General features: G+C 42.2%; 23 protein-coding genes. 3 read left to right on the forward strand and 20 right to left on the reverse strand.

Going from position 1 to position 24,008, the window contains the following annotated elements:
- Positions 1-28 precede the first annotated feature (28 nt).
- The 14 genes from BUA78_RS20495 to BUA78_RS14770 form a co-directional block, all read right to left on the reverse strand.
- A complete protein-coding gene (locus BUA78_RS20495; RefSeq protein ID WP_207650507.1) occupies positions 29-1,144 on the reverse strand; it encodes a glycosyltransferase family 4 protein in 1,116 nt (371 codons plus the stop codon).
- A complete protein-coding gene (locus BUA78_RS14710; RefSeq protein WP_084082450.1) occupies positions 1,116-2,393 on the reverse strand; it encodes an O-antigen ligase family protein in 1,278 nt (425 codons plus the stop codon). The genes BUA78_RS20495 and BUA78_RS14710 overlap by 29 nt, the downstream gene beginning before the upstream one ends.
- A gap of 31 nt (positions 2,394-2,424) precedes the next feature.
- Positions 2,425-3,543 carry a glycosyltransferase gene (locus BUA78_RS14715; protein WP_175549034.1) on the reverse strand — a complete coding sequence of 373 codons (1,119 nt, stop codon included), beginning with the start codon at positions 3,541-3,543 and terminating at the stop codon, positions 2,425-2,427.
- A gap of 179 nt (positions 3,544-3,722) precedes the next feature.
- Positions 3,723-4,265, reverse strand: a complete 543-nt coding sequence (locus BUA78_RS14720) for an acyltransferase (protein WP_072916007.1) — start codon at positions 4,263-4,265, stop codon at positions 3,723-3,725.
- 52 nt (positions 4,266-4,317) lie between these two features.
- Complete coding sequence (locus tag BUA78_RS14725; protein WP_072916009.1) at positions 4,318-5,721, reverse strand: AMP-binding protein; 1,404 nt, start codon at positions 5,719-5,721, stop codon at positions 4,318-4,320.
- Positions 5,722-5,732: 11 nt separating this feature from the next.
- Positions 5,733-6,479 carry an SDR family NAD(P)-dependent oxidoreductase gene (locus BUA78_RS14730; protein ID WP_072916012.1) on the reverse strand — a complete coding sequence of 249 codons (747 nt, stop codon included), beginning with the start codon at positions 6,477-6,479 and terminating at the stop codon, positions 5,733-5,735.
- A gap of 12 nt (positions 6,480-6,491) precedes the next feature.
- Positions 6,492-6,740 carry an acyl carrier protein gene (locus BUA78_RS14735; protein WP_238456837.1) on the reverse strand — a complete coding sequence of 83 codons (249 nt, stop codon included), beginning with the start codon at positions 6,738-6,740 and terminating at the stop codon, positions 6,492-6,494.
- Positions 6,737-7,390, reverse strand: coding sequence for a PglD-related sugar-binding protein (locus BUA78_RS14740; RefSeq protein ID WP_072916013.1), 654 nt, complete (start codon positions 7,388-7,390; stop codon positions 6,737-6,739). The genes BUA78_RS14735 and BUA78_RS14740 overlap by 4 nt, the downstream gene beginning before the upstream one ends.
- A gap of 89 nt (positions 7,391-7,479) precedes the next feature.
- Positions 7,480-8,655 (reverse strand): ATP-grasp domain-containing protein, encoded by a 1,176-nt coding sequence (locus tag BUA78_RS14745; protein WP_072916016.1) that lies wholly within the window; start codon positions 8,653-8,655, stop codon positions 7,480-7,482.
- A gap of 13 nt (positions 8,656-8,668) precedes the next feature.
- Complete coding sequence (locus BUA78_RS14750) at positions 8,669-9,355, reverse strand: sugar transferase (protein WP_274377402.1); 687 nt, start codon at positions 9,353-9,355, stop codon at positions 8,669-8,671.
- Complete coding sequence (locus BUA78_RS14755) at positions 9,301-9,957, reverse strand: PIG-L deacetylase family protein (RefSeq protein ID WP_072916018.1); 657 nt, start codon at positions 9,955-9,957, stop codon at positions 9,301-9,303. Before BUA78_RS14755 ends, BUA78_RS14750 begins: the two co-directional genes overlap by 55 nt.
- Entirely contained in the window at positions 9,950-10,864 is a 915-nt protein-coding gene (locus BUA78_RS14760; protein ID WP_139257409.1) for a UDP-3-O-(3-hydroxymyristoyl)glucosamine N-acyltransferase, read from the reverse strand. The genes BUA78_RS14755 and BUA78_RS14760 overlap by 8 nt, the downstream gene beginning before the upstream one ends.
- 9 nt (positions 10,865-10,873) lie before the next feature.
- On the reverse strand, positions 10,874-12,088 hold the full coding sequence (locus BUA78_RS14765) for a DegT/DnrJ/EryC1/StrS family aminotransferase (protein ID WP_072916023.1): 1,215 nt from the start codon (positions 12,086-12,088) through the stop codon (positions 10,874-10,876).
- A gap of 345 nt (positions 12,089-12,433) precedes the next feature.
- The gene (locus BUA78_RS14770) at positions 12,434-14,284 is read right to left on the reverse strand and encodes a polysaccharide biosynthesis protein (protein ID WP_175549035.1); all 1,851 of its coding nucleotides are present in this window, start codon (positions 14,282-14,284) and stop codon (positions 12,434-12,436) included.
- Positions 14,285-14,721: 437 nt separating this feature from the next.
- On the opposite strand from BUA78_RS14770, the gene BUA78_RS14775 reads away from it, so the two are divergent.
- Positions 14,722-15,516: a polysaccharide deacetylase family protein gene (locus BUA78_RS14775; RefSeq protein WP_084082451.1), complete on the forward strand. Its 795-nt coding sequence runs from the start codon at positions 14,722-14,724 to the stop codon at positions 15,514-15,516.
- A 248-nt stretch (positions 15,517-15,764) separates the two neighbouring features.
- Here BUA78_RS14775 and BUA78_RS14780 read toward each other — a convergent pair whose 3' ends face one another.
- From BUA78_RS14780 to uvrC, 6 genes are all read right to left on the reverse strand, one after another.
- The gene (locus BUA78_RS14780; protein WP_238456839.1) at positions 15,765-16,676 is read right to left on the reverse strand and encodes a polysaccharide deacetylase family protein; all 912 of its coding nucleotides are present in this window, start codon (positions 16,674-16,676) and stop codon (positions 15,765-15,767) included.
- Positions 16,677-16,681: 5 nt separating this feature from the next.
- Complete coding sequence (locus BUA78_RS14785; RefSeq protein WP_072916026.1) at positions 16,682-18,007, reverse strand: gluconeogenesis factor YvcK family protein; 1,326 nt, start codon at positions 18,005-18,007, stop codon at positions 16,682-16,684.
- Positions 18,008-18,019: 12 nt separating this feature from the next.
- Entirely contained in the window at positions 18,020-18,886 is an 867-nt protein-coding gene (gene rapZ, locus BUA78_RS14790) for an RNase adapter RapZ (protein WP_072916028.1), read from the reverse strand.
- Positions 18,887-19,086: 200 nt separating this feature from the next.
- Complete coding sequence (locus BUA78_RS14795) at positions 19,087-19,347, reverse strand: HPr family phosphocarrier protein (RefSeq protein ID WP_072916031.1); 261 nt, start codon at positions 19,345-19,347, stop codon at positions 19,087-19,089.
- Positions 19,348-19,405: 58 nt separating this feature from the next.
- The gene (locus tag BUA78_RS14800; RefSeq protein WP_072916172.1) at positions 19,406-20,194 is read right to left on the reverse strand and encodes a Cof-type HAD-IIB family hydrolase; all 789 of its coding nucleotides are present in this window, start codon (positions 20,192-20,194) and stop codon (positions 19,406-19,408) included.
- Between the two features lie 50 nt (positions 20,195-20,244).
- Complete coding sequence (uvrC, locus tag BUA78_RS14805) at positions 20,245-22,098, reverse strand: excinuclease ABC subunit UvrC (RefSeq protein WP_072916034.1); 1,854 nt, start codon at positions 22,096-22,098, stop codon at positions 20,245-20,247.
- A 185-nt stretch (positions 22,099-22,283) separates the two neighbouring features.
- On the opposite strand from uvrC, the gene BUA78_RS14810 reads away from it, so the two are divergent.
- Positions 22,284-22,931, forward strand: coding sequence for a TetR/AcrR family transcriptional regulator (locus BUA78_RS14810; protein ID WP_072916036.1), 648 nt, complete (start codon positions 22,284-22,286; stop codon positions 22,929-22,931).
- 14 nt (positions 22,932-22,945) lie between these two features.
- Positions 22,946-24,007: an HlyD family secretion protein gene (locus BUA78_RS14815; protein WP_072916039.1), complete on the forward strand. Its 1,062-nt coding sequence runs from the start codon at positions 22,946-22,948 to the stop codon at positions 24,005-24,007.
- Position 24,008: the final 1 nt, after the last annotated feature.

Genomic DNA, 24,008 nt, shown 5'->3' on the forward strand with positions numbered 1-24,008 from the left:
AACACACAATAAAATGGTATTATTGCTTTTATTCTGAAATAATATGTTCAACCAAATAATCCATATCTGTGTCTTCGTAAAATCTATGGCACTGATCACTCATGCTTTCATAATTTTTTTCAATAACCTTAATAGCGTTAAGTATGGCTTCTACAGTTAGCTCCTTACAGCAAACACCAATCCCATATTTTTGGAAAGGGTATGCAAGTCCAGGAACATCTGTACCAATCATAGGTAAGCCAAATGCGCTGTATTCATATATTTTATTTGGCGCACAATAGAGAGCATTAAGTTCCGAATTGTGACCTTGATTTTTGGCAGGCACATAGGGCAATATACCAATATATGCATATTGGGTAAGGGCTAAATGGTATGGTGGTGCTATAAACGGTATGTATTCAATTTCACTATACTTTTCACAAAGCTCTCTACGAATTTCATTATCATATCCCATAATATATAGCTTATATTCAGCTTCTATCTTTTGTACTGATTGGGCAAACATATCTAAGTTTCTATCTTTACCAAAAAAACCTTGATAAAGAATGATTTTCTTTTTCTCGTTCTTAATTGTTTCAGTCAACTGCATTATTTCTCTTGAAGGATTATCAATTTCTATACCATATGGCTTATTCGGAAGAACACAAGGAGTTTTTTTCAAATCCCACCAAGTCTTCAAAATATGTGCACGGTTATATTCCGGAACCACCACTCTAAACGCACGCTGTCCGTATATGTTCAGATGAGCTTTAAAAAATTTTTGATAAGGAAATAGAGGCATATCCTCAATCAGTTCCATTAGTTGCATGACATGTTTGTATTTTAAAAGAATTTTCCCAAGTTCACGTACCGTTCTGTCAGTCGTTGTCCAGATGATATCATGAACTCTCATTTTTTCCTCGACCATATTTCTTATTTTCTTTTTTCGTATAAAAAAATCAACTGCTTTATAAGCTTTTTTTTTGGCAGAAGTATCAACCAAAAATATATATTCAAGATTATCTCTTTGAGAATTAACATATGTACCTAGATTATCATAAGTTATAACCGTAACCTTATGCCCATGTGCTAATAATATCTCTATAAGGTTCCTAACCGGCGGAAGACGATTTATATCAAATAGATTTACAATTAGTATTTTCATAAAAAGCTTCCTTTCTACTCTTCATTTGTTGTCTTTTTACATTCATAGCTAGGCCAACAAACAAAAAATATACAAATAACTGTTGCGGTTGATAAAACGGGTTTTCTGACATCGCGTAAGCAATACAAATTAATTGCATCCCAATAGATGCTGTTATAAGCATTTGTTCTTCATGACTTCCTCTTCGTATAGATTTAATAAATGTTGTAAAAGTTTGATACAATGATGACAATATGCTTATAATATATATACCACCACCAGCATATCCCAATTCGGCAATAAGCTGCAAATATGAGTTATGAGCTCCTGCGAAATATACATAATCTTCTTTTGTTTTGTATAAATTATAATAGACATCATATGTATTAATACCATGACCAAACAATGGTTTTGATTCAATCATTTCATAAGCTATTTTCCAAAACCATTCTCTATTGCTTAGAGCAACTGTTGTTCCACCCTTATTTAATAATTGTTCAATAATATCCCCTAAATACAACCCATGCAAAATTGGAATTAAAAACATCATCATTATTAATAAAATTTTTCTTACATTGCTTTTACCTTTGTAAGAAACCATTATAAACACACATACCATGACAAATGGTAATATCATTATTAAACTTCGTTTATTCGTCAGAATTACCGCATAAAACATTAATAATAATTTGCTAATATTTAAAGCTTTTTTCTCATCATTTAAAATGGCTCTAGTTGCAGCAATGCAAAATCCAACAGATATACAAAAAACATTAAAGCTAACTTCACCTGCCAAGCCAGGATAGCCACCATGCGATATATTTGTAATAATTGTTACTTGCTGTGTATACGTAAGCATATACCCAAAAACATTAATAATAAGATTAGGATAGAATGAATTTACAATAGTAGATATGGCAAAAACAAAAGATATAATTTCAAGTAGTTTTAATAATTTTAAATAAAATCGATAATCCTTACATAACATAAGTATCAAAAACCCCAGCACGAATATGATAATATATTGATACCCCGTGCCAATATTAAAAAACACCATGCTCACCGTTATATATATTAACGTAAGCCCCCATAATTTATTATTTTTTCTAATTGGATATTGATGCGCAATGAACATAAATATTATTATTATCAAAGCAGCAATAGCCGGAATATATCTGTATCGTGTAAATAAACCAATATACCCAAAACATATAACACAGATTGTGAAAAATAATATAAATTCACACAATTTCGTTTTACTTGTAGTCATTTGTTAGCTTACTCCGCAGTACTCAATATTTTTATTTTTTAATGATAAAACCTTCAAAAATATCTTCAAGCTTTTGAGCAATCGCACTTGCACTAAAGTTCTTCATTGCATTTTCAGATATACTTTTGTCTTTATATAAATACCTATTTTTATATATTTTTATCATTGCCTCCGACAGCCCATCAATATCATCAGGAATAAATGTTAATCCGTTTGAAATATTCACATATTCTTCTATCGGGCTACCTTTAGTACATATAACGGGCATTCCACACATCATAGCTTCAATGAAAGGAACCCCAAACGATTCAAGAACACTTGCAGATACAAACGCATCACATTGATCGTAATATTGGACAATATCCTCCCGAGAGACATACCCTGTCATCGTTACGGCATCATTAAGTTGCAACATATCAATCTGTTGCTTAAGCTTATCAAATTGATCACCGTTACCTATAACTGTGAGTTTCACAGACGGATTATCTGCAAATGCCTTTGCAAAAGCATCAATAACGATGTTAAAGCGTTTATGTGTGACCAATCTCCCAACTGTTATAAACTTGAAAGCATCTCCATTTTTTTCTTTTTGTTTATATTTAAAAGTACAACTTACCATATTAGGAATTACATATATTTTCTTTTGTGTTCCGGTTAAATCTATAACGCTATTTTTTAACTGTTCGCTGACACAAATCACAGCGGACGAAACACTCACCATTTCTGTTAACAACATTTGTGTACTATTTGAAATTGCTTTTTCTTGAACCTTAGTCCAGTGTTCTGTAATAGCAATTGGTATATTCAATTTTTTAATGAAATCCCATATTTCCTTATTTAAAGAGATCAACGGAAAATGTATATAGATAATATCCGGAAGCCCATCATTATCAATAATTTTTTCTATAATTTTTTTGAAGTAAATATATTTAATATGCCTAAGCAATTTCTTAGGGATACCGCCAAGCGGCAAGTGATACCCACATACCAAAACGCCATCTTTTATAATTTGTTTAAAGTAAAAACGTTTCTGATATTTAATTGATCGCACATCACAATATGAGTAAACCACTTTATGACCAATATCTTTCAGAGCCATCGCTTGTTCAAATTCAAATATACCCATCATACCAGTTTTTACTTCCGGCATTGATCTACCTATTACCCAAACGTACATAATTTTATTTTTTCTCCAATTTATCACAGGATGAAGTATAAGATTGTATTTAATACTTCCTTCATTAATTTTAACTTTAGTAAATTAAGTTATTTCCGGTAATTCTTCAGTTTCCTTTTTTCCTTATTCAACGTGTAAGTCTGATTTACACCCTATTCTCCTGAGCGGTTCTTGTAGAAAACCAACCATTCTTCTTCATATCGTTGTATCTTATTTCTCATTTCAACAACATCTAATTTTCTCTTGTTTAAGAGATTTTCAAAACTGCCGATTTCTTTTGCAGGAACGCCAGCAACAATTCTCCCGTCGGGGATATCACATGAAACTATGCTTCCCCCCCCAATAATGACGTTTGACCCTATTTTTACATTAGGCAATATTATTGATTTTGAACCGATAAAAACATTATTACCTATTTGAATAGGCCCTAATTGCAATCGAAAAAATTCATTTGGAGCAACATGTTTTAATACATAATGTATAACATCATGCGTAATAAAAGAGACATCGGATGCCACAACAACATTGTTTCCCATTTTTATCAATTCCGGCTCTGGTGGAATCTTTACGGGTTGCCAATAACAATTTTCACCTTGTTTAGCAAAATACTTAATCTTTTTTAGATACGAAGCTTTCTTATAACCATCTGATTCCAACCCTAATCTAAGAATTAAATATAGTCTTTTAAATGTCATGATTAAAACCTCTTACTTGATAACAATATGACCATTCAATTGTTACCACTGTTTACTTAGCCGGCAACAGCATATACAGTATTTTCCCTGACCCATTCTTTGGAATATCATCAATAGCAAGAATTAGGAACATCGACTTGTAAAGCCCTGTCTTTTCGCTTATAAACGTCCATACTCGCTCAGAAAGTGCTGCATCGGTAATATAAATAACCATTTCTTTATCCGTACCCGTACAGGCACAGTCGATGTTAAATTCAGTCTTAATCAAACGCTCACACTCATCAAGACTAACACGATAACCGAGCAACTTCAGAAATCTGGATTTTCTACCAATGATGTAATAGCATCCGTCCACATCCCGGCAAGCAATGTCACCCGTTCGATACTCACCACAAAAAACATCATCAAGTAGCAAATCCTCACGGCATTGTGCATATCCCATTGTTACATTTGGTCCTCTGTAACCCATCTCGCCCTCAACATCATCTCCGGCGATCTCATTACCGTTGTCATCCAGTAAAAATAACTCACCCTCGGGAATAGCTCTACCAATACTTCCGCATTTAGAGAGCGCCAGTTCGGGCGGTAGGAACGCCAGCCTTGCCGAAGTCTCCGTCGTTCCGAAAGTTGCAAAAAAACGCTTTCCTGTTCTTTCTGCATATTCGGCAATCTCAATAAACATTTTATCAGTTAGCTTACCGCCACCCTCTGCAAATGTCTTCAGATACGGTAAATCCATTTGTGTGAATCGGAGCTTCGAAAAGACCTCATAGCTGAAAGGTACACCCGTGAAATTAGTTGCTTTCTGTTCTTTGATAAAATGCCAGAAATCTACACTCATTAAGTTGTATGTAATCAGTAATATCGTTGCCCCGACGTATAGATGGCTATTTATGACATTCAGTCCCATCGTATAGTGCATCGGTAAATCACAAATCGGACGTTCATCTTTTGTCCAACCGAAAACCTTGGCGACATTTTTAGCGTTGGCCTCAAGGTTTCCATATTTATATCGCACGAGCTTGGGGCTTCCAGTTGAACCGGACGTTGTCATGAGCATAGCGAGCTTGTCATTAATCGGATAACCATCATAAACAGTTTTAATCAGCGTATAATCGTACTTTTCAAACACGATGGGAGCTTCGCTGTATTCATTTATGAATTTACTCGGAAGCCAAATGTAAGCAGGCATATAAATATCAGTCAACTGTCTTAATAATCCTCTGTCCATAGATGCACTCAAAAGCAACGGGACCACACTATTTTCTTGAGATACAACATAGCTTGCCAATGCTCCAATTGTATTTTCACAGAGAATAAAAATAACAGAGCGTGCTGGAATCACTAGAGCACATTCCACACAATAGTCGCACAACGCTCCGTAAGTGATTGAGCAACCGTTATTATCCATAGCTGCAATGCTATTTCGATTTTGTTTGTCAATTTGTAAGAACATCATATAACTCCTTACATAATTGTACAGCCTTCAACCCCAATAACCTGTCCCGAAACATACGATGATAAATCGGATGCAAGGAAAACACATGCATTGGCAATGTCAAGCGGCTGGGCAATACGTCCCATACTGATATTATTGATTCTGTCTTTCAACTTTTCCTGATCCGCAGCATCCATCATCTCTGTTTTCGTAAGTCCTGGCGCTATGGAATTGACACGAATGTTTTTGCTACCCAGCTCTTTCGCTGCCGATTTTGTTATGGCAATAACTGCACCTTTTGTCGCAGAATAGACAAGCTGCCCCTTATTTCCTTTAACGCCGACCATAGATGAAATATTAATTATACTTCCACCTTCAGGCTGACGCGCCATAACTCGGCTTGCCAGTTGAAGCATTTCAATCGTACCATATACATTAACCTCGAACATTTTTGTCATATGCTTAGGAGATATCATACCAATAAGCTCATTATATTCAATACCAGCATTGTTGACCAACACGTCAAGCCGTCCACGTTTATCTTTTATCTGCTTAAAAGCGCCCTTTGCTTCTGATTCATCAGATATATTGAAATACAGTGGAATAATCGAATTAGAAAACAAATCATCGGTGAGCCATTCATCGACCGCACCTTGCCTGACCTCGTTTGCATAAACAATTGCGCCCTCTTTAGCAAACTGCTGTGCTATCGCACGTCCTATTCCACGTCCCGCCCCTGTAACGAGACAAACCTTACCTTTCAATAAATCAGCCATAGCTTCCTCCCCTTAGTTGTCAAATGATACTCTGTATTTTTTTAGGATCTTCATACCATTTTCAAACGAGCCAAACGAAAGAATATCCTCGGTGTCAAACATAACATCAAATTCATTTTCCAGTTCTGAAATCAATGTAATATGTCCAAGCGAATCCCACTTTTCTGTGTCAGCAAAGGTGAAAGATTCGTTTAAGCTGTCCTCCCTAACATCAAACACACGAATAAAAATGTTCTTGTATTTTTCAATATTAGTCATCATTTAGTACTTCCTTTTACATTATTATCTCTAAAAATTCTGGCAGGATAACCAAACACTTGCACGCCAGCGGGAACATCATTCAGTACAATACTACCTACGCTGATATATGCATCGTCGCCAACAGTCAATCCTTCCAATATTACTGCATGGCTTCCAACATAAACTCGCTTTCCAAGATTAGCAGTAGTAGTATTGGCAAAACCTGCTGTTGTGGTAAAATCCCCTATTTTTGCGTCGAAAGAAACTGTAGATCCTAAAACAGTAACGAAATTCCCGAATGTCGCTCCACAATCTATCACAAACGGCGTCATGACAACACAACCCTCGCCGAACGTTACAAAATCACCAAGTAATACTTCAGGAGATATTATTGTTTCAAACCTTGCACCTTTATCCTTCAATATTCTAGCAACTTTTTCTTTTACTGCAGGACTTGATATTCCCATAACAAACACTTCTTTGTCCTTCGGTTGCCAGTCTACAATCGAACCGATAATTCCGTAATCGCATTTCACATTATCCAATACATGAACATTGTCATCAATAAATCCTTTGATATTCCATTTTGGTTCGGACTTGTTCATCTTTTTAAGAGTAACCAATACTTTTCTTGCCATGCCTCCGCCGCCGACTATTATTAAATCTTTCATATGCAATCTCCTATATTAACACTGTTTCCATTAATGTGAGCGTTTGGCCACCTTTTATCACTATTCCTGTAGCTGTTGCGCCATCGTTACTAGCAGAAAGTGATATTATTTTTAGCCGTTTCGCATTTTTCCACCGCAGCTGTTGCATTTTCCGCCTGTGCAATCACAAAACCGACTCTGTCATCACTACTGTGAATATCGTGGATCGTATCGCCGATTTTCTTAATCAGCGTCACTTCCTGTATGCCTTCAAGTTGCATCGCGGTTTCCACTCCGTCGATGCCCCGAAAAATACCCTTCTCTCCTGTCAGGAATCTAATAGCGCTGCCCTTTACATATTTGGGGGTGAGATCCGGCTTCTCTCCGGACAACACATCCATGCTGACGTCTAGCATATTGATGCCGGTCGATAATCTTACTAGGTGCGAGGTTATGCAATCTCCTCCCAATCGTGCTCCCAACTCCATCATCTTCGGACCATCTTTCGTTAGCATAATTTCCACGTGCGCTGGGCCGCAGTTAATGCCTACCGCTTTTACACCAAGCACTGCAAGGTTTTTTATTTTCTCGACATTGTTTTCTCCCAGAGCGCAGGGCTGGCTGTGTCCCAGTTCCACAAAATGCGGAGCTCCAGTGGTGAGCTTATCAGTCACCGCCAATACATGCGGTACACCGTCATCCACGATGATTTCGACGCTTACCTCGTTGCCCTGAAGATATTCTTCGACAATCACCCTGCCGCTGTGAGAGTGCGCGACGCTGTATGCATACGCCTCAGCAAGCTCCTCCTGCCCATAAACGAGAATAACACCTCTACTTGCTGCATTGTCTACCGGCTTTAGGATGCAGGGGTAGGTGATTTGTCCGATATTTTCTTCCAATTCCACCGCCCTGTTGATGGTAAGGAACCAGGGGATTGCCACCCCATGCGCCTGAAACGCTTTAATCATCTCCGCTTTATCTGTAGCTTTTATGGCAGTTTCCATTGAAATGCCTGGAAGCCCCAGAACGGTTGTTGCCTTTGCCACAGCAATTATTGGCCGGTCGGTCGCCAGTGTCAATACACAATCTGGGCGAAAGTCACGTGCAGCCTGCAGGACACCATTTTCGTCTATGGTACTGCAGTTGTAAAATACGTCGGCGTACGGAATCCCCACCGCCTTCGAATTAAAATCCACCACGCCTACATAATACCCGAGCTCTTTGGCTCGTGTAATTGCGGGGAGCTGCTCCACCGCTGCACCGATAACAAGTACTCTTCTCATTTATGTAACGCCTTCACTTCCATGGTCTTCTCTCATTTCTTTCATCCCTTCCCCTACCATTGCGATAAACACTCTTCAGCCGCAGGATAGAGCTGATTGTTTTGAACAGTATCTCCGCATCAAGTCTGAAGCTGATATTCTCCACATAATAATTGTTTACCTGATTGCGGACTTCAAAAGCCAACGCATTTCTGTGAAAGGCCTGCGTATATCCTGTGATGCCAGGTCTTACAAGTACTCTCTTTTTTTCCTCCTCGGTGTATCTCTTAAACGCAGGCGGAAGATCGGGTCGGGGACCGATGAAGGACATATCTCCCTTTAAAATATTAAATATCTGAGGTGTCTCATCTATACTCGTCTCCCGTAGAAACTTTCCGATTTTAGTCAGGCGAGGGTCATTTTTGCTATTATAAGTTGTGAGATCCTCATTTCGAATGTCTGGTGCATTTTCTTTCATAGTACGAAGTTTGTACATGATGAATATGCGTCCGTTCTTACCGAGCCGTGGAGAATTGTAGAACGGTTTTCCGCCGTCCTCAAGATGAATTAATAGTGCCGCGATAAGAATTACCGGCAGTATCGGAATCATGAGAATTAATGCGAAAATGAAGTCAAACACCGGCTTAACAAAATGTTTATAAATAATTATCGTTTGACCCTCCTTACCGTCTCGAACATTTCTGCAGCTTCCATGTAACACTGATTTCCAACATACCTCGCAAGATTTTCCAATCCACCAAGTGATCTCGGATGGGGATATTTTCTTACCTCGCTCTCGTAGCACGCAAAGGCATTAAGCTTCTTCTGCAGTGTCTTGCTGATATTTACCCATGTGTCCGGCTCAAATTTTGGGGAATACGCCAACTCCGTGCTTCCTACAATATAGAATGAATACATCTCCTCAAGATGCTTAGACAGCGGTCTGAGCGCAACACTAGCTGCTTCAAATACGATTCTGTGATCTTTATTCAGGTCTCCGCTGTGGTGTGTGTACACAATTTGCGGTTTGAACGTGTCGACAACTTTTTCAATGGCTATTATAACGTCCACTAAGCAATAGGTATCAAGCTTCTGATCTAGAAATTTTAAGGTGTGTACCTGACTCACACCCAGAATCTGCGCCGCCCGTTCTGTAGCTGCTACCTGATTTACATTTAATCCGACGTATCGTAGCGATTCTCCCTCACATACGATAACACTGCAGACCTCGTCGCCCTCTTCCGCGTGTCTTGCGATGGTGCCACCGCACCCTAGCAGTTCATCATCCGGATGCGCTGCAATCACCATGACCCGCTTACCCATTTTTGAACTCCAACGGCTTGGCAGGGCATCCCACAACCGTCATATTGTCTTCAATATTGCTAACCACAACACTGCCCATTCCTACGGTGACATGACTTCCCACACTACGATGATCGCGGATCGTGGCGGTAGATATCCAGCAATCCGAACCGATATGTACGCTGCCCATAATGACAGCACCTGCAGCAACAACAGTACGAGGTTCAATATGCACATTATGTGCAATATGACACAGAGCATTAATTTTAACATAGTTCCCAATTATTGTGTCATCAATGGTTCCCCGGCATATGCAACAGTTCGCACCGATGGAAACATGGTTGCCAATAGTAATGCCGCCGTAGTGCTTGACATGCGTTAGCTTATCCGGCTCGATAATGAACGCAAAGCCGTCCTCTCCAAGCGCAGCGCCGCTCTGCACCACACAGTCATGACCGATGGTGATCTTGCCAGTCATGAAAACATTGGCACCGATTCTGCAGTTGTCTCCGATGACCGCCTGAGAGGAAATAAAGGTATTAGCACCGATGGCGACATTTTCACCAATGACAGCCCCCTCTTCTATCACCGCTGCAGGGGAAATAGCGTTTGGCTTAACAGTGCCCCATATTTTATTGACAATCTCAAAAAAAGCCTTTCCGGGATCTGGCGTCCGAATTTGTGCTTCAAAAACAGTATCTGCGGGAGCATCCATGGCGGTTACGATACAGCGGATGCTGTCTCCGTATCGACACTTATCACTATGCAGCATCCGAATGTCTCTAATCCAGGTCAGGCTGTTTTCACGATAATTATATATGCTAGAGAAGCCGTCGACTTCCCATTCTTCGTTTCCGTTAAATTCAAATGGAATATCATTCTTTTTTAATACCTCCAACAAATCTCTGATCATTATATCGCATCTCACTTTCTTTATTTACAAGATTAGTACCTCACTGTACTTCTCAAGCACATACTCTAAATCTTCATCGATCAAGCAGGTATGAAGCGGCAATGTAATTTCGTTCGCATACTGGGCATATGCATTCGGATAGTCTTTGATGTCAAAACCCAGATTTTTGTATGCGGTGTGCATGGGGAGCGGTTTATAATGCACATTGGTTGCGATGTTCTTCTCTGCCATTCTGAAAATGATTTCATTGCGCTTTTCAAGCGTGATGCCCGGAATTCTTGTCAAATACAAATGCCCGCTGGAAGTGTGGTTCTCATCTGCATGATTTAGCGTTTTTACGCCAAGAGGACGAAGAAGAAAGTCATATTTTGCAATGATCTCCTGCCTTCTCTTCAGCATATCATCATAGCGTTCCATCTGCTTCAGCCCGATTGCTGCCATAATATCGGTCATGTTGCACTTATAGGCAGTATAAACAATATCGTACTCCCATGCACCAAGTTTAGTTTTTGCAAGTGCATCTTTTGACTGACCGTGAAGCGATAAAAGCTGATATTCGTGATAAATGTCTTTGTTATTGATACCTTCGATATTTCGCCAAACGACAGCACCACCTTCTGCTGTTGTCAGATTCTTAACTGCATGAAAAGAAAAGCAGGTGAAGTCAGCAACTAAACCACATTTAACCCCTTTCCTCTCAGCCCCAAAAGCATGTGCGGCATCAGCTATCACGATTACTCTATCAAACAATCCCTGTAACTCATTACTTGCCTTGAATAGTTCTCTCCTGCTCTCAACCGCTTCATATATTGCATCGTAATCGCACACTTTTCCGGCTATATCCACAGAAATAATGGCCTTAGTTCTCTCTGTAATCGCATCTGCTAGCTTCGAATAGTCCATTTCGAATGAATCCCATGCAACATCAACTAACACTATTTTTGCTCCGACATGGTCTATCACGGAAGCGGATGCCGTATATGTATAAGCTGTGGTGATTACTTCATCACCAGCACCAATACCTAAAATACGAAGTGTAAGTTCCATAGCAGCAGTAGCTGAATTAAGACAAACTGCTTTTTTTACGCCCACATATTCAGCTATTTTTTGCTCAAAGAGTTTCGTCCTCGGCCCAGTTGTTATCCAACCAGATTTCATTGCTTGTATGACTTCCGCTATCTCCGCATCAGTAATATCTGGCGGAGAGAATGGGATGTTTCTTGGTTCATTTACACTCATTTGATTTACCTCAATTCAATAACCAATTAAAAAGCTAGAATAGCTAAATCCCTATGATTTTACCTTTTGTCGGCAAAAAAGGATAATTTCCATTTGTACTTCTCGCTCCAGATTTGGCATACCGATGAGTTCAGGACATTCACTAAGCTAAAAATCCGATGTATAAAACAAAGATACTCTATGCCTATTCAGCGACTCGTGAAATTAGGGTAGTAGCTAAAACAGCGCTCAGAATATCAGGTTTACGAATTTTGATTCTATTAAGAGACAAAATCGCCTAATCGTTTGGTCCTCTAATCAACTACTGAAAAGCATACCAAATCTCCTTTTGCCTTAACAATCTACTTAAATAGCTAATCTATCTTTTTTCGCTCTATAATCAATCATCTTAGGCATTAATTTCTCTAGCCGAGCAAATATCTCATCAGCATCAGTAACTTCTCGCTTTGAAAGCTTGAGAAGTTCGTACAATAAGACTGCTTCATCAACTTCCACTGGCTTTGCAATAAAAATTCTCTTGTGCTTGGTACTGCTAGATCCCTCTTCCGCGGTAAGGAGTTCTTCGAAGAGTTTCTCCCCTGGACGAATGCCAGTAACTTTGATTTCAATATCTTTACCAGGCTCCAAACCGGATAGTTTGATTAAGTTGGCGGCAAGATCAACAATTTTAACTGGCTCACCCATATCCAGTAAGAATACCTCTCCCCCTTCGGCCATGGCCCCAGCCTGGATAACTAATTGAACTGCTTCGGGTATTGTCATAAAATATCGTGTCATCCCAGGGTGAGTTAGGGTAACAGGGCCACCCTTGGCAACTTGCTCTTTAAATATGGGTACAACACTTCCACTACTTCCTAGAACATTACCAAACCTTACAGCGGCAAATTTGGTTTCGGAGTGTTTAAATAGGTTTTGAATTATGAGTTCTGCGATTCGCTTAGTGGCACCCATAACGCTGGAGGGGTTAACTGCTTTATCCGTTGAGATCAGGACAAACCGTTCTACCCTGAAACGGTCCGCCATTTCTGCTACATATTTAGTGCCAAAGACATTGGTTTTAATGGCTTCATCGGGATGCATTTCCATTAAGGGGACGTGCTTATGCGCAGCCGCATGAAATACTACATGGGGTCTGTGCTTTACAAAGACCAGTTCTAGTTTAAACCTGTCACGTACATCTGCAATTTCAATCTCTAAAGGTAATAAAGGAAATTTGTCTCTTAATTCCAACCATATTTTGTGAATGCTGTTTTCCCCATGACCAAGTAAAATAATTTTTTCTGGATCTACCTGGGCAATTTGACGGCATAGTTCTGAGCCTATGGAGCCACCGGCACCAGTAATTAGCACTACTTTACGCTTAAGGTAGTGGGAAATTTCTTCAAGATTAATTTGAACCGGTTCCCTGCCTAATAGATCTTCTATATCTACAGGTCTTATTTTATTAATGGAAACATTGCCATTCAGAAATTGGTAAACTCCCGGCAGTATTTTTACTTCACCAACAATCTCTTTGCAAAATTCTATTATTTCTCGAACTTCCTTCCCGGAAACGGAAGGCATTGCTATGATGATTTCCTCTACGCAATATTCACTTACCAAGGTAGGTATAATTTTTCTATCTCCGAAGACTGGTAACCCATATATTTTCAGATGATGCTTGGCTGGGTCGTCATCAATGAAGCCTATAACAGGTAGTTTCCCGTTATAGTGGTTCTCGTACTCTCTGGCTACTAAGGCACCTGCAGAACCAGCGCCATAAATAAGAACTTTTTTCCCCGCCTTGGTTAAAGGATATTTTCTCTTGTTATTTCTTTCAACATAAAGCCTCCAGGCAAATCTAGAACCACCTATTAAAACAATGGAATAGACCCAAACAGATAGGATTACTTCTTGGATTATTGTGGCATTACCAAAATAAGAAATCGTAACGATCGCTAAAACACCCATAGATATGGCTTTTATAATGGTTATGAGTTCACCCATACTGGCATAGGTCCAAATTCTGTGATAAAGCCTGGAGGAATAAAAGATTCCTAAGACTACGGGGGTTAGAAACAATGAAAACTCTATATTTTTGTTAAAGATTTCTTGTGGGATTTTTCCATGGCAATGAACTAAACATGGAATAATAATTGATAGGTTAATTAGCAGAGCATCGCAGAACATTAATATTGGTATTCTTAGTTGATTCATTACTTGAACACTCCAAATTTAATAAACTGATGCCAAAAGTCTTATTTTTACTAGGAAAATTGTCCTAGGTTGTTAAAGAAAAAAACTACTTTTTTTAAAAAGCAGTAGTACTAAGGCAAAGAGAGCCTTGTTATATATTTTTAGCCATTCTAAAAAATGCACCTATATAATTGTAGTATTTCGCAATAAAATTATATTGCTTACAATTATTTAACATTCTCCGCTATAATTCCTCCAATTTTCCAGAATAAACTTTCGATTTATTTCGAGTTGTTTCACCAATTTTTTCACAAAACAAATTCTTAAATATCTATTTTATTGTTTTATAAGTTAATTTATCGAATATTGCAGACTATTTATGATTTGAGTAAATACCACATAATGCCAACCCATGACAAATATATTTTATTGATGAAGGTTGGAGAGGGGTTGGCAAAGTGGTACTTTATCTAGCCAAAAGAACAATTAAGGCCATTATTATTAGTATTCTCGTGCTAGGCTTGGTAGCAATAGCTACTTCCTATACCACAACCACGGTAGCGAAAAGGGCTCCGGTGGAAGATTGGTTGCGTAACGGGCAGGTGGTAAAGCAGGTAAGTACCGCAAAAAAATTGGTGGCCCTTACCTTCGATGACGGGCCCAGTAATCTCTTTACGCCGCAGGTGTTGAATATTTTAGCGCAGCACCAGATCAAAGCAACTTTTTTTGTGGTGGGCAAAAGGGCCGAAAATTTTCCTGAGTTGATTAAGCAGATTTCTAAGGAAGGACATGAGATTGGCAATCACACCTACACCCATCCCCTTTCTCCGGTAAAGGCTGCTACCTTGGCAAAGGAACTGGATAAAACTGATGAGATCATCTTTAAGATCGTTAATAAGCATACTCAGTATTTCCGACCTCCGGGAGGCAAATGCACCCGGTCCACAATAGAACCGGCTTTGGATAAGGGATATAAGGTAATCCTTTGGACTACTCTGGAAGATCCCAGGGATTGGTCCGACCCTGGAGTAGACAAGATTGTCTCCCAAGTGGTGGATAATGTAAGGAATGGTTCGATTATTATTCTGCGCGATTGCGGTGGGAATCGCGCTCAGACTATAGAAGCCTTGCCTCAGATAATCGAGGGTTTGAAAAAGAAAGGATATCGTTTTGTAACGATCCATGAGCTTCTTAAAGACAGTACTACTGTTCCAGCCATTGAGGAGTTTCGAATGGAAAATTGGGTGGAGTAGGGGCTCGGGGGGCGGGCCATCGGCCGTCGTCGGCTAAAAGATTTTTATGTCAGGTAGCAGCAATTTGGGATATTGCTGGCTTTGGGGAATCTTTGGAGTCCTGTTTGTACTATGAAGCTGCTATTTAGGGTCTTAGCTCTAGAAATAAATCAGGTCTGGCTGTCAGTCATCAGCCTTCAACCATCTGTTTTAAGCCGATGGCTGAGGGTTGATGGCCAATAGCCAAACCCATAAGAAATATCTCAAAGCTAGTACTTATGCAGTTGCTCTATAAACTTCTCATTGCTATAACGTCCGGTAACACGGACTCGTTTTAGTTTATAGGGGTTGGAGTCTGCTTTGGCAAGACCCAATTCTGTGGTGACAGCAGCGCGGTAGCCGGCCTGTTTCGTGATTTCGGCTACGGTGTCGTTGTAACTGCCGTAAGGGTATGCCAATACTTCCACGGGTTTTTTCAGACCTTGTTCAAGAACGCGCTTGGATTCTTCAATTTGCTGGCGGGCTACCTCGGGGGAGACTTTCGCCAAGCGGGGATGTTCCACGGTATGGGAGCCAATGACGAAGCCGCCTGCTGCAATTTCCCGAATTTCACTCCAATTCATCATTTTGTTTTCTGGCTGGAGTTTCTTTGCTACATCAAAAAAATTGGTATTGCCAATAGCCTGGGTAACCACAAAAACAGTGCCGGTATAGCCGTATTTCTTCATAATGGGGTAGGCAAAGTCATGATTATCTTTGTAACCATCGTCAAAGGTAATGACAATGGGTTTATCCGGCAGGTGTTTACCCTGTTCAAAATGATCCAACACATCAGTAAGGGAGATGGTTTCGTAGCCATTTCTTTTTAAATATTTCATTTGCCATTCAAATTTATCCGGAGGTACCCTAAGTCCCAGTCCACCGGTCCGTGGATCAGGATTAACTTTATGATACATTAGGATCGGAATGCCCTGTAACCTAGCAAAATGGGCATCGGAAGGGATATACATCTTTTGATGCTGATACCACATACCTGTCCCGGTGAGGATCATGGTAATAACTAGTATACTGACTAGAATAAATTTATTTTTGGTATTAATGGTGGTCACCTCCGTGAAGGTAAAAGATTGAGCCATTAGCTTTGGCAAAGATGAAACAGCTAATGGCAAAGTAATACTCATAAGCCTCAGTTTCCCCGCTGAGCCCGCTTCGGTTGGTAAATCTTAACCGGTGCACGTTCCAACACATCTGCCTCAGCAATAATTTCCATAACGGCCTGGGCTAGTTTTTCTGGTTGGTGTCTTACCAAATTGCTATGTTGTACCAAATATTTGGACCAAACCTTAACACCTAATCGTGAAAGATTAGCTGCATCCACCCTCACTGGGATGGCACCTTTTTCCCGATATTTTTTGAGCAAACGGTTAGGAATAGTTTCACTGTTTACTAGAATCTGATCTACAATGGGCCCCACATGATCAAAGATCGCCTTCATGTGCTCACTGGCCGTATAGTTCTGAGTTTCTCCGGGCTGTGTCATGATATTACAAATGTAAAGCTTTTGGGCCGGAGAGTTTTGAATGGCCTCGGCCATTCCCTGTACCAGTAAATTAGGAATAATGCTGGTGTAAAGGCTACCCGGACCGAGGATAATGATATCGGCCTCCTGGATAGCGTCCAGGGCCTCCGGCATAGGGCAGCAAACCTCAGGCCTTAAAAAAATTCTTTTAATTCTACTCTGACTGGCAGATATACTGCACTCACCAAAGACCAGGGTTTTATCAGCTAATTCTGCACCCAAAGTAACGTTTTCCAGAGTGGCAGGCAATACTTGCCCACGAATGGCCAAAACCTTTGAGAGCGTTCGTACCGCTCCGTCAAAGCCACCGGAGACATTATTTAAGCCGGCTAAAAATAAATTACCCAGATTGTGGCCGGCCAGTTCACCACTTTCAAAGCGGTATTGCAGCACTTCTTCCATCAGAGTTTCTTTATCTGCCAGGGCCACTACACAGTTGCGAATATCCCCCGGCGGTAGTATGCCCAGATTATCTCTCAGGCGGCCCGAACTCCCGCCGTCATCCGTAACGGTGACAATGGCGGTAATATTACTGGTGTATTCCTTTAATCCCTTAAGTAAGCTGGAGAGGCCCGTGCCTCCACCGATAGCTACTATTTTAGGTCCTCGTTGTAGTGATCTGTGATTGTAAATGGTTTCCACCAAACGCTCGGATTCATCCGGCCGGATGACCCCAATAACCGATCGAAAGGCCATCTTAAAGCCGTAGCCCAACATGGCTAGACCCAGCACAGCGATCAAACCACCAAGAAGCCATTGCGGCATAAAGGCCAATTGATTAGCCAGTAGCTCTATAATCACACCCATGAATCCCACTAAGTGACGATCCAATAGGGCGGAGCCCAATCCCAGCAGGATACTGCCTAGTAGGGCTAGTAAGAGCCAGCGTTTGATTTTCATGCCCGGAGTAAACCATTTGAATAACGTGGCCAATATTTCCACCACCTACACTCGCATGATGTCTCGGTGCCTCACATTCAAGCGGTAACCTTTAGCATGGAGGATCTCTCCCAGCTTGTTGGCCAGGGTGACCGACCTATGCATACCACCGGTGCAGCCGATGGCAATCATCAAGGTGGCCTTACCCTCATTCTGATAATGGGGAACTAAAAAGGTTACAAAATCAATTAACTTTGCCATAAACTCCTGGGTAACATCCTGGGATAACACATGCCGCTGCACCGGCTCATCGTTACCGGTAAGGCAGCGCAGTTCTGGGATATAATGAGGATTCGGCAAAAACCTGACGTCAATAACCAAGTCGGAATCCAGTGGGATACCATGCTTATAGCCAAAGGAGATCACGGTAATGAGTAACCGATTTTTTTCTTTCTCTCCACCGTATTGAGTAAATATTTGTTCCTTCAGTTGGTTGTTGGAAAGGTTGGTGGTATCAATAACCTTGTTGGCTCTACCTCTAATTTCCCGCAGCAGTTCTCGTTCTTCGCGAATAACCTCCAGCACTTCTCCGTGATTATCCAGCGGATGACGGCGCCGGGATTCCTTGTAGCGACGTACTAGGGATTCATCGGAAGCTTCCAAAAACATAATTTCATATTGGTACCCCTGTTGGCTGAGGTCATTTAGCACCTCATTTACCTGATTAAAAAAGGCTCCCCCACGAATATCCACCACCAGGGCCACTTTATCTACTTTTCCGTTTGACTGGGTTACCAACTCGGCAAATTTCGGTATCAGGGCTGGCGGCAAATTATCTACACAGAAGTAGCCCAGATCCTCTAAATTTTGCACAGCTTGGGTTTTTCCGGCACCAGACATGCCGGTGACAATCAGTAACCTTGGACTGGACACTTCAACACCCCTTATTTTAAGAAAGAATACTATCCGTTCACTGGCATAAATATCTTCTATATTGTAAACGGTTCGTGATTTTAAAGCAAATATAACAAAGTCCTAAAGGGGTAGGAAATTCCAGTATTTGTTTTATTTTTTTCTGATACCCCTATTATAGTCAAAAGGCAGCCGAGAGGTGTATTCGTTTGGAGAACTCTTTACTCCGAGATTACTTCTTTTTCCAACAGAGTTCCTAATACTTCTAATGCCTGGGACTCATCCGCTCCTTCGGCCAGGAGTGTGAGTATGTCGTCCTCATGATTGGCCAATTCCATGATGGCCATCATGCTTTTGCCATCAACCCGGTGGCCTCCCTTTTCCAGGCTAATCTGGGCCTGAAATTGATTAGCTGCTTTCACAAAGCGGGCGGCTGATCGTAATTCCAGTTTCCCGGTGGTGCATACGCTTTTTTTCAACATACATCTTCCCCTTGCTGTCATTTCTCGTCTGTCTTACTATTCCTCAGGCGAGATCTCTTCACTCTTGAAAAATAAATTTTGCAATAACCTGAGCCACCCCATCCTCTTCGTTAGAAGATGCTACATAATTAGCTTTCTCTTTAACTTCCGGGCTGGCATTACCCATCACAGCACCTAAACCGGCGTATTCAATCATCTCTAAATCGTTGGGAGCATCGCCAATGGCAATAACCTGTTCCGCCGTTAAACCAGAGCGCCGGGCCAAAGTATCCAAAGCATGTCCTTTGGTAGCCTCGGGATGGGAAATTTCTAAGAAATGGGGTTTGGATTTGCAGATATGCAGAGAGCTGGCAAAATGCTGCCGCATGGCTAGCTCTAACTGATCGAGTTCCCTTACCTCACCAACAAACAGCACCTTGGTGGGTGCTTCCTGCATAAAGGCTACTAAATCGCCCACTGGGTGGGCAGTGATACCAGAAATTCTCATATAGGTTTCGGCCTCGGGAGTCATTTTCTCCACATAAAGTTTATCATCCATATAGAGGTTAATGTGGTACCCTAACTTTTTGACCCAGGCCATAGCTTCTCGGGCCAGCTCCAGGGGTACTGGTCGATGCAATAACACTTCCCCGGAGCCAGCTTCTTTTACTAAGGCTCCCTGGTAGGTAATCAGCGGTAGATTAATGTTAAGTTCCTGGGCATACGGTAAGGCCGAACAATACATGCGACCAGTGGCTAGGGTTACGTGAACACCGGCCTCTTTCGCCCGCCGGATATATTCCTTGTTGCGCTGAGATATTTGTAGCTTGCCGTTAAGTAGAGTGTCATCGAGGTCGATGGCAAGCATGCGGTAAGTGGTAGTCAAGATTCAAGCTCCTTTCTATATTTGAAATTTTTTCACTCGCTCCGAAAATACTCATACACTGCTTCAGCGGCACGAGTATTCATGCTGGGGATTTTGGCTAGTTCTTCTACGGAAGCGTTTTTAATGGCATCCAGGTTTTTGTAGGCTTTGTAGAGCTCCCGGCGGCGGACGGCACCGATGCCTTCTATTTCGTCTAATACCGATTTTAAGTTACGCTGACTGCGAAGTTTACGGTGATAGGTAACCGCAAAGCGGTGGGCCTCATCCCGTAGTCGCTGCAGCATTTGCAGCCCCCGGGACTCCCGGGGCAGACGAATGGGGTCCGGGCGGCCTGGGGCAAAGAGTAATTCTTCCTCCTTGGCCAGTCCAAAGGTAGCGATGTGGGCAAAGCCCTGTTCCAACATAGCTTCCCGGGCAGCGGAAAGTTGGCCCTTACCGCCGTCTATAATTACGACATCCGGTAGCCGGGTAAATTTTGCTTGTTTTGCCGTCAACTCACCGCGCTCTAGTAAAGCTTGCTCCTCTTTGGCCCGGGAAAAACGCCGGCCAATGGTTTCTTTCATCGAGGCAAAATCGTTAGGCCCCTCCACCGTGCGGATTTTAAAGCGTCGATACTGGTCTTTGGCGGGTTTACCCCCTTCAAAAACCACCATGGATGCAACGGTTTCGGTTCCCTGAATATTGGAGATGTCGTAGCACTCCAGCCGTTGGGGCGGTTGCTGCAGCCCCAAGGCAGCCATCAGTTCAGCCAGGGCACCGTCCACCGCCTCCCGACCTGCTTGCCGGGCCAATTGGGCCTGCTCCAGGGTAAGCAAGGCGTTTTGGGAGGCCATTTCCACCAATTTTTGTTTGTCTCCCCGCTTCGGGGTTTTGATCTGAACCCGCCTGGCTCGCAATTCACTAAGCCAATCGGAAATAAGCTTTTCATCTTGAATCTCTTCGGATAATAATATCTCCACCGGTACAAATTCTGTTTGGTTATAGAACTGCTGAACAAAAATGGTCATTATTTCGCCCCGTTCCAGGGTGTCGGTCCCCTCCAAAAAGTAATGCTCCCGACCAATGAGTTTGCCTCCCCGGATAAAGAACACCATGAGGCAAGCTTCATCAAAACCCCGGGCCATAGCAACGACATCCTGATCCACCAGATCGGTGGAGACGATCTTTTGCCGTTCCACTATTTTTTCTACCGCCAGCAGTTGGTCGCGCAGTTCTGCAGCCCGTTCAAATTCCAGATTTTCCGCGGCCTCTGCCATCCGCTGACGAAGTCTTTTTACTAAATCTTCCTGACGTCCTTCTAAAAAAAGGACCACTTCCTGCACGGTTTCCCGGTAAAGATTGCGTTCTATCAGATTGCAGCAGGGACCCAGGCAGCGTTTGATGTGGTAATTGAGGCACGGCCTCTCCCGGGGCGTTAGCTCCCGCTGCTTACAGGTACGCAGGGGAAATATTTTCTTTAATAAACGCAGGGTTTCGTTAACCGCCCCCACCTGGGTAAAAGGTCCAAAGTATTTAGCACCATCCTTCAAGACCCGTCGGGTAGTATAAACCCTGGGGAAGTCTTCATTAACACTAACCTTAATATAGGGATAGGTTTTATCGTCCTTCAGCAAAATGTTGTATTTAGGTCGGTGTTCTTTAATTAAATTATTTTCCAGAATCAGAGCTTCCATTTCCGAATCGGTAACAATGTACTCCAAATCCACTGCCTTTTTCAGCATAGCCTGCACCTTGGCAGCTTGCTTAGCTCCGTTTTGAAAATAGGATCTCACCCGGTTTTTTAGGGAAACGGCCTTACCCACATAAATCACCCGGCCATCTTCATCTTTATATAAATAAACCCCCGGACGGGCTGGTATATTCTTACTTTTTTCTGCTAACACCATTTCCCTCACCCCCCAGGTCTATTTTACCATTATCAACACAAATGGCAAACGGGAGGTAATCGGTGGGCAAACCCTGCTTGCTAAGGATTACCATTTTTTGAACTAGTCCTTGACAATTAAACAAATCTGGTTAAAAATTATCATGAAGTAAGTAACCAGTTAGTTACTCTCTTGAGGAGGTTGAGATGAACAATCAGGAACTTAGCAGGGCAGAAGAAAGTAAAAACCGTATTCTGGTGGCTGCCGCTGAAATTTTTTCCCGCAAGGGCTTGGACGGTGCCAGAGTAGACGAGATTGCCGCAGCGGCAAAAATTAATAAACGCATGATTTACCATTACTATGAAAGTAAAGAAAACCTCTATGTAGAGGTGCTGCGCTATAGTTACAACAAAATTTATACCCTTACCAAGGGAGCCTTTATTCCCGGTGTGGATCCCCGGGAAAATGTGGAGCGAGCCTTACGTTGCTATTTTTATTTTTTAGCTCAAGATGAGGAATTCGTGCGACTGGTAAGCTGGGAGGCTTTGCACCGAGGTCACTATGGCAGCAGGGTACTCCCGGAACTGTTATATTTGTTTCAGGAGGATCTAGGCCAGATTTTGCAGGATGGTATGAGACAGGGGATTTTTCGGCGGGACCTGGACATTCGGCAGACATTGTTGAGCATACATGCCCTATGCTTGGTATATTTCACTCGACACGAAATGGTGCAACCCATGTGGCCTGATGACATGATGTCGGAAGCTATGTTGGAAAATCGGCTGCACCATATTTTGGATTTGGTCTTTCGTGGTATTTTGAGTCCCACTGAGCGGGCGGATTCTAGCAAATAGAGGGGGATTCCTGAATGGATGAGTTGGTCAAAGTGGCTCAGAATAAAAAGAAAATTGCTTTGTTTTTCATCGGTCTTATGGTGATCTCAGCCTTGATCTTAGGAGGGTATTTTTACCAAAAACAAACAACTCTGGCCAAAGAGCGTAGTGGTCTGACGGCCACCGGCACCCTGGAGGCCACCAGCGTGCTGGCTTCTTTTAAGGTACCTGGTCGTATTGCTGAAATGCCGGTGGAGGAGGGCAGTCAGGTAAAAAAAGGGGATCTGCTGGCAGCTTTGGAAACCAGGGAACTGCAAGCGGAACTGTCCCAGGCCTTAGGCGCCCATGAGTCAGCGCTGGCGAACCAGCGTCAGGCCCAGGAGGCCATCCCCCTGACCAGCCAGCAGGTGGAAACCACCGTTGCCCAGTGCCAAGCCAAGGTGGACCAGGCTCAGGTGAAGGTGACAAGTGCCCAGCAAACCTATGACCGCATGATTGAACTACATAAAGCTGAAGCCATTTCAGATAGTCAGCTTGACGATGCTACCAATAATTATGAGGCAGCCAAGAAAACGTTGGCAGAAACCCAGGCAGTCCTGGCTCAGGCCGAAGCGGCCCGCCTCAAGGTGGGTGTTTCCCAAGCCCAGTATGAGGCAGCAATGGGGCAGGCCAACCAAGCCCAGGGGGTGGTGGAAAAGGCCACGGCCTATCTGGAAAACAGCCAGTTAAAGGCCCCCATCAACGGTTTTATCACGCAGAAGTACCTGGAACTTGGAGAAATGCTCAATGCGGGTACGCCTGTCTTTGAGATTACTGACTTAGAGAGTACCTACGTGAAGGTATTTATCAGTGAAAAGAAAATTGGCCGGGTGCACTTGGGCCAGCAAGCGGAAATCCGGGTAGATACCTTCCCGGATAAGGTCTTTACCGGCAAGGTTACCTTCATTAATAATGCCGGTGAATTTGCCGTGCAGCGGGCCATTAACGAGCAGTATCAGCACGATTTGCGCAGCTTTGAGGTGAAGATTACCGTGCCCAACCCGGACTTTGCCTTAAAAGTGGGGATGACCGCTAACGTCAAGATATTGGAGGAGTAAC

The organism is Desulforamulus aeronauticus DSM 10349, from assembly GCF_900142375.1.
In the GTDB taxonomy this organism is placed as follows: Bacteria; Bacillota; Desulfotomaculia; order Desulfotomaculales; family Desulfotomaculaceae; genus Desulfotomaculum; species Desulfotomaculum aeronauticum.